The following is a 6,891-nucleotide window of genomic DNA, read 5'->3' as shown; positions in this document are numbered from 1 at the left end:
GGGGGTTCTGGGGGGGGTTGTGGTGGGGGGGGTGATTTTTCTTGAGCGTATGGCGGTGTGCGGGGGGGGCCGGTGCGGGGGGGCGCGGGCGGGGCGCCCCCCCCCCCCAGCGCGGCAACAACGAAGCGTGGATGTTGATGGCGCCGCGCGGCGGAATGTCGAGCACTTCCTGCGGCAGGATGAGCCCGTAAGCGGCGACCACCATCACGTCGTGCGGCGTGGCGCGCAGCAACTCGATGGCATCGGCGGCTTCTTGCGGATACTTCCCCGCGCGCCTGAGCGACGTGGGCTGCGCGACCGTAAGCCCGTGTTCGACGGCAAAACGCTTGACGGGGCTGGCGGTCAGCTTCATGCCACGGCCAGCAGGCCGGTCGGGCTGGGTCAGAACCAGCGGCACGGGAAATCCGGCCGCGTGGATAGCCGCGAGCGCGGCGGCGGCAAATTCCGGCGTACCGGCGAAAACGACACGCAGCGATTGAGTCATCGATTGTTACTACCCTTGAGACAACATAAAGCGCTTTACAGCGCCTTTTCGAGCTTCTTCATCTTGCCGCGAATGCGCGTCTGCTTGAGCGTCGAGAGATATTCGACGAACACGTGACCCGCCAGATGATCCATTTCATGCTGGATGCACACGGCAAGCAGGCCATCGCAGTCCAGTTCGTAGCTTTCGCCTTTCTCGTTGAGCGCCTTCACGCGCACCTTGTCCGGCCGTTCGACGAAGTCGTAGATGCCCGGCACCGAGAGGCAGCCTTCTTCCCACTCTTTCTTGACCTCGCTCGCCCAGACGATCTCCGGGTTGATGAAGACGAGCAGTTCGTCGTGTGCATCCGATACGTCGATGACGATTACCCGCTCGTGCACGTCCACCTGAGTCGCGGCGAGGCCGACGCCGGGTGCCGCGTACATGGTTTCGGCCATGTCGGCGACGAGCTTGCGAATGCGGTCGTCCACGACGGCGACGGGCTTCGCCACCTTGTGCAGCCGCTTGTCCGGGTAGTTCAGTATCTTGAGCAGAGCCATGATTCGGATTATCTACGCGCGCCGCGACGCGTGTGAAGTCGGCCATTCGGCCAGGTTGCGGGTGGATGGCGGCATGCCGAAGATATGCGGGTGAATCCGCTGGATTCAACGCCGCCGGCAAGCGGCCAACCGGCGTCGCTCGGCCTGAACACACGGGCGGGCGACACTTCTTAATTACGTTCCGGGACCAAAAATCTTAACATGACGACCGCCTTACCGCCGACCGAGCCTCAACCGGAAGCGCTCACCACGGACCTCGACGAACTTTCCGCCTGGCTGCGGCTCACGCATGCAAAGGGACTGCGTCCCGCCGCCCTGCGCGCGCTCTTGAGCGCGTTTGGCGGACCGAAGCACGTTTTAGCCGAAAGTTTCGCCTCGCTCGCCGAAGTCACCAACACCGATGCCGCGACCGCCGCGCTCGCGCCGCCCGCCGAAGTCGAAGGCGTGCCATTCGGCAACTATATTGAACGCGTGCTGGAATGGGCCGCCGAACCCGGCAATCACATTCTCACTTTCGCCGATACCGCGTATCCGCAAGCGCTCCTCACCATGCCCGATCCGCCCGCGCTCTTGTACGCGAAAGGGCGAACCGACTTGCTGCAAGCGCGCGCGGTGGCGATCGTCGGCAGCCGGAACGCCACGCCGCAAGGACTCGAAGACGCGCGCCGGTTCGCGCGCGCGCTCTCGGACGCCGGGCTTGCCGTCGCGTCGGGGCTCGCGCTCGGCATCGATGGCGCGGCGCATCGGGGCGCGCTGGACGGCGCCACAGGCACGATCGCCGTCATCGGGACGGGCGCGGATCTCGTGTATCCGTCGCTGCATCATCAGCTCGCGCACGAAATCGCCCGCGATGGCGTGATCGTGTCCGAATGGCCGCTCGGCACGCCCGCGCGCTCCGCCAACTTCCCGCAGCGCAACCGGCTCATCGCGGGCCTGGTGCAGGGCGTTTTGATCGTCGAGGCGGCAATGCGCTCCGGCTCGCTCATCACCGCGCGGCTTGCCAACGAAATGGGCCGCGATGTTTTCGCCATGCCCGGTTCGATCCACGCGCCGCTGTCGCAGGGTTGTCATCGCATCATCAAGCAGGGCGCGAAGCTCGTGGAAACGCCGGAAGACGTGCTGGAGGAATTCGGCTTTCCCGCCACACGTCGCAAAAAGCGCGGCAAGGCACCGGCTCCGGCAAACGCCTCGTGGGCTTCGGCGCGTCTGCCCGGCAAACCCGAGACCGACGAAGCCGCCCGCGTGCTCGCCGCGCTCGGCCATGCACCCGCGACGCTTGAAAATCTCGCTGCCCGCACCGATCTCGACGGAGCCGCGCTGCAAAGCGCCCTGCTGCAACTCGAATTATCGGGCTTGATCGCGGCCTTGCCGGGCGGACGCGTGACGGCGCTCGAACGCTCGTGAAGTTGCGTCGTGCTACATTCGCGAAAAATGAGTACGACGCCAAACCCCAGACGAAAGGACGCCAGAAACGCCATGTCCGCGCTGAATCTCGATACCGATGCCGATGAGATCGCCGAGCGCATCGCCGTGCCCGGCACCTTGTTCGTCGCCTGTCTGTGCGCCGAATGGTGCGGAACCTGCCGCGAATATCGCGAAGGTTTCGACAAACTGGCGGCGGCGCATCCGGAAATCTGCTTCGCGTGGATCGATATCGAAAATCACGCGGACCGTTTCGATGACCTCGATGTCGAGAATTTCCCGACCATTCTCATCGAGGACTCGGTGACGACCCGCTTCTTCGGCACCGTGTTGCCGCAGGCTGCCATCGTCGAACGCATGCTGGTCGATCTGACCGCGCTGCCGAACATGGCGGGCGCGCCGAAACTGCGTCCGGCGCTTGCCACGGCGTAGAAAAGTGCGTGCGCGCGGCGTCGCGAAACGAAGCTCGCGGAACTATACGGCGAGCGTCGCAATTCGTGCTTCGGCGCGCATCGAACAAAGCCTGTGCTATAAAGCGGCGTTAATGCAGTCCAAATCGGACCGCTGCCAAATACCTACTATATTGAGTCATGTCCAAAGCCCTGATCATCGCTGAGAAGCCTTCCGTCGCGAACGACATCGCGCGTGCGCTGGGCGGCTTCACGAAACATGACGAGTATTACGAGAGCGACGACTACGTGCTCTCGTCCGCGGTCGGCCATTTGCTCGAAATCGCGGCCCCGGAGGAATACGACGTCAAGCGCGGGAAGTGGAGCTTCGCCAATCTGCCGGTCATTCCGCCGCATTTCGACCTGAATCCCATCGCGAAAAGCGAATCACGGCTGAAGGTTCTGACAAAGCTGCTCAAGCGCAAGGATGTCGACCGGCTCATCAACGCCTGCGACGCGGGGCGTGAGGGCGAACTGATCTTCCGTCTGATTGCGCAGCACGCGAAGGCGAAGCAGCCGGTCCAGCGCCTGTGGCTGCAGTCGATGACGCCCGCCGCCATCCGCGACGGATTTGCGCATCTGCGTAGCGACGCCGACATGCAACCGCTCGCCGATGCAGCCCGTTGTCGCTCGGAAGCGGACTGGCTCGTTGGCATCAACGGCACGCGCGCGATGACCGCGTTCAACAGCAAGGGCGGCGGTTTCTTCCTGACCACCGTGGGCCGCGTTCAGACGCCAACGTTGTCTATCGTCGTGGAACGCGAGGAAAAGATTCGCCGCTTCGTGCCTCGCGACTATTGGGAAGTGCGCGCCGAATTCGTCGCGGCGAAGGGTATTTACGAAGGCCGCTGGTTCGACCCGAAGTTCAAGCGCGTCGAGAACGATCCCGAACAGCGCGACTCGCGTCTGTGGAGTCTCGCCGCGGCCGAGTCCGTGGTGGCGGCTTGTCGCGACAAGACCGGCACCGTGACGGAAGAATCGAAGCCGTCCACGCAAATGTCGCCGCTGCTCTTCGACCTGACGAGTCTTCAGCGCGAAGCCAACAGCCGCTTCGGCTTTTCGGCGAAGAACACGCTCGGCCTCGCGCAAGCGCTGTATGAAAAGCACAAGGTCCTGACCTACCCGCGTACCGATGCACGCGCGCTGCCGGAAGACTATCTCGGCACGGTCAAGGACACGCTGACCATGCTCAAGGACAGCAACAACTATCTGCCGTTCGCGAAGCAAGTGCTCGACAAGGGCTGGGTGAAGCCGAACAAGCGCATCTTCGACAACTCGAAGATCAGCGATCACTTTGCCATCATCCCCACGCTTCTGGCGCCCAAGGCGTTGTCCGAGCCCGAGCAGAAGCTGTATGACCTCGTGGTCAAGCGCTTCCTCGCCGTGTTCTTCCCGGCGGCGGAATATCTGGTGACGACGCGGATCACCGAAGTCTCGGGGCATCACTTCAAGACCGAGGGCAAGGTGCTCGTCGAGCCGGGCTGGCTGCAGGTCTACGGTCGCGAAGCGGCGGGCGAGGAAGGCAATCTCGTGCCGGTGCAGAAAAACGAACAGGTCGATGTCGACAAGGTCGCCGCTCACGGTCTCGTCACCAAGCCGCCCGCGCGCTACAACGAAGCGTCGTTGCTCTCGGCCATGGAAGGCGCGGGCAAGCTCGTCGAAGACGAAGAGTTGCGCGAAGCGATGGCAGCGAAAGGGCTCGGCACGCCGGCCACGCGCGCGGCGATCATCGAAGGTCTGTTGGGCGAGAAGTACATGGTGCGCGAAGGCCGCGAACTGATTCCGACTGCCAAGGCATTTCAGTTGATGACGCTTCTGCGCGGTCTGGGCGTCGAGGAATTGACGGCGCCGGAACTGACCGGCGAGTGGGAGCACAAGCTGTCGCAGATGGAGCGCGGCAATTTGCATCGCGATGCGTTCATGCAGGAAATCGCCCGCATGACGCAGACCATCGTCAAGCGCGCGAAGGAATACGACTCCGACACGATCCCAGGCGACTACGCCACGCTCGAAACGCCGTGTCCGCACTGCGAGTCGCAGGTGAAGGAGAACTATCGCCGCTTCGCGTGTACCAAGTGCGAATTTTCCATCTCGAAGATTCCGGGCGGACGTCAGTTCGAGATTCCTGAAGTCGAGGAGTTGTTGCGCGAGAAAACCATCGGACCGCTGTCGGGTTTCCGCAGCAAGATGGGCCGTCCGTTCTCGGCCATCCTGAAGCTCGCTTTCGACGACGAGATCAAGAACTTCAAGCTCGAGTTCGATTTCGGTCAGGACAACGGCGGCGAAGACGGAGAACCGCCCGACTTTTCCGAGCAGACGCCGGTCGGCGCGTGCCCGAAGTGCCAGTCGCGCGTGTACGAGCACGGCATGAGCTACGTCTGCGAGAACTACGTCGCGAATCCGAAGACCTGCGACTTCCGCTCGGGCAAGGTCATCCTGCAGCAGGAAATCGCGCGTGAGCAGATGGAGAAGCTGCTGAACGAAGGACGCACCGACTTGCTGACCAACTTCAAGTCATCGCGCACGGGCCGCAACTTCAAGGCGTTTCTCGTCAAGCAGCCGGACGGCAAGATCGGCTTCGAATTCGAGAAGAAGGAAGCCAAACCCGGCGCGAAGACGGCAGCGAAGCGCGGCGCGGCAACGGAAGCGCCAGCCGATAACGGCGACGAAGGCGATAGCGATGTCGCCGTAGCCGCCAAGACGACGCGCGCCAAGCCCGCGACCAAGACGGTCGCGGCGAAGAAAGCGCCTGCGAAAAAAGCCGCGGTGAAAAAGACCGCTGCGCGCAAGACGAGCTAGCTTGAGCTCGCGTCGAAAAGAAAAAGCCCCGCGAAGCAATTCGCGGGGCTTTTTGTCATTGGCGGCGCAGCCGTGTTCAGTATGGCGACGCCGCCGGCAAGCGGCCACGCGGACGCGTCGGCTTGGCCAGCTTCGGGCCGAGTTCACTCTGATTCGAACGCGAACGCGACGCCACTTCCTCTTCGGCGCGCCCGTAGTGCGGCGGCGGCGCAGTCGATACCGCGGGCCGGCCCATGCCATCGCGGATCCACTGTTCACCGAGCTGATGATTGGGCGTCTGGCTGAAATACTCGACGAGGTGATCGATGAACGTGCGCACCTTCGCCGGCAGATGCCGACGGCTCGGATAAGCCACGTTGATCTCCACTTGCGGCAACTGGAAGTCGCCGAGCAGGCGTACGAGCTGGCCGCGCGTCGTATCGTTGCCGATCAGATAGCTCGGCAGAATCGCGATGCCCATGCCGAGCAGCGCAAACTGGCGCAGCATTTCCGTGTTGTTCGCGATGATCACGTTGGTCGGCCGCACCCGCACTTCGCCGTCCGGGCCGGTGAACACGCGTTCATCGCCCCAATACTCGGCGGGCAAGCTCAGACACGGATGCTCGAGCAGATGTTCGGGGCGCGTTGGCGTGCCGTGCGATTCGAGGTAAGCGGGCGTGGCGCAGACGGTCATGCAGCCGGTGGTCAGACGCCGCGTAACGACGCTCGCGCTTTTCACTTGCCGCGCGATCACGATGCCCACATCGAAACCTTCCTCGACCAGATCGACCTGACGATCCACGAGCGTCACGTCGGGTACGACTTTGGGATAGCGCTGTGCATATGTCTGTAACACGGGCGCGAGATTATGCAGACCGAACACCACCGGGGCGACAATTCTCAACGAACCCATTGGCTCGTGATTCCGCGCAACCACCATTTGCTCGACATCTTCCAGTTCATCGAGAATCTGCCGCGCGCGCTCCAGATAAACCTGCCCGGACTCCGTGAGCGAAAGGCTGCGCGTCGTGCGGTTCAGCAAACGCGTGCCGAGGCGACCTTCGAGGTCGGCGACATGGCGCGTTGCCACCGCATTGGAGATATCCATCGCGTTCGCCGCGCGGGCGAAGCTGCCGAGATCGGCCACGCGAATGAATACTCTCATCGACTGCAAATGATCCATGGGACAACTCCTGCCGCGAGGCGGCTTTCAATTTCT

At 63.1% G+C, this 6,891-nt stretch carries 6 protein-coding genes; 3 read left to right on the top strand and 3 right to left on the bottom strand.

The genetic code is table 11. The annotated features are described in order from the left end of the window. Both NCT04_RS00510 and def read right to left on the bottom strand, forming a co-directional pair. Positions 1–484 (bottom strand): methionyl-tRNA formyltransferase (locus NCT04_RS00510; RefSeq protein WP_284509293.1); only part of this gene is annotated, 484 nt, incomplete at its 3' end. A gap of 35 nt (positions 485–519) precedes the next feature. Next, the gene (gene def / locus NCT04_RS00505; protein ID WP_244826728.1) at positions 520–1,023 is read right to left on the bottom strand and encodes a peptide deformylase; all 504 of its coding nucleotides are present in this window, start codon (positions 1,021–1,023) and stop codon (positions 520–522) included. Between the two features lie 201 nt (positions 1,024–1,224). On the opposite strand from def, the gene dprA reads away from it, so the two are divergent. From dprA to NCT04_RS00490, 3 genes are all read left to right on the top strand, one after another. Next, on the top strand, positions 1,225–2,427 hold the full coding sequence (gene dprA, locus NCT04_RS00500; protein ID WP_250462550.1) for a DNA-processing protein DprA: 1,203 nt from the start codon (positions 1,225–1,227) through the stop codon (positions 2,425–2,427). A gap of 72 nt (positions 2,428–2,499) precedes the next feature. Beyond that, positions 2,500–2,877 carry a thioredoxin family protein gene (locus NCT04_RS00495; protein ID WP_250462548.1) on the top strand — a complete coding sequence of 126 codons (378 nt, stop codon included), beginning with the start codon at positions 2,500–2,502 and terminating at the stop codon, positions 2,875–2,877. 158 nt (positions 2,878–3,035) lie between these two features. Beyond that, complete coding sequence (locus NCT04_RS00490; RefSeq protein ID WP_250462546.1) at positions 3,036–5,693, top strand: DNA topoisomerase III; 2,658 nt, start codon at positions 3,036–3,038, stop codon at positions 5,691–5,693. Positions 5,694–5,769: 76 nt separating this feature from the next. Here the strand turns inward: NCT04_RS00490 and NCT04_RS00485 are convergent, their stop codons facing one another. Continuing rightward, complete coding sequence (locus NCT04_RS00485; RefSeq protein WP_244826724.1) at positions 5,770–6,855, bottom strand: transcriptional regulator GvmR; 1,086 nt, start codon at positions 6,853–6,855, stop codon at positions 5,770–5,772. Positions 6,856–6,891: the final 36 nt, after the last annotated feature.

This window comes from Caballeronia sp. GAFFF2, from assembly GCF_023631485.1.
In the GTDB taxonomy this organism is placed as follows: Bacteria; Pseudomonadota; Gammaproteobacteria; order Burkholderiales; family Burkholderiaceae; genus Caballeronia.
Note: the sequence above shows the minus strand (reverse complement) of the source record. Positions and strands in the feature narration are given on the sequence as shown.

Excerpts from the sequence above, each read along its gene's own strand:
- NCT04_RS00495 (WP_250462548.1), top strand. The coding sequence starts at position 2,500 with ATGTCCGCGCTGAATCTCGATACCGATGCCGATGAGATCGCCGAGCGC.
- dprA (WP_250462550.1), top strand. The coding sequence starts at position 1,225 with ATGACGACCGCCTTACCGCCGACCGAGCCTCAACCGGAAGCGCTCACC.
- def (WP_244826728.1), bottom strand. The coding sequence starts at position 1,023 with ATGGCTCTGCTCAAGATACTGAACTACCCGGACAAGCGGCTGCACAAG.
- NCT04_RS00485 (WP_244826724.1), bottom strand. The coding sequence starts at position 6,855 with ATGGATCATTTGCAGTCGATGAGAGTATTCATTCGCGTGGCCGATCTC.
- NCT04_RS00490 (WP_250462546.1), top strand. The coding sequence starts at position 3,036 with ATGTCCAAAGCCCTGATCATCGCTGAGAAGCCTTCCGTCGCGAACGAC.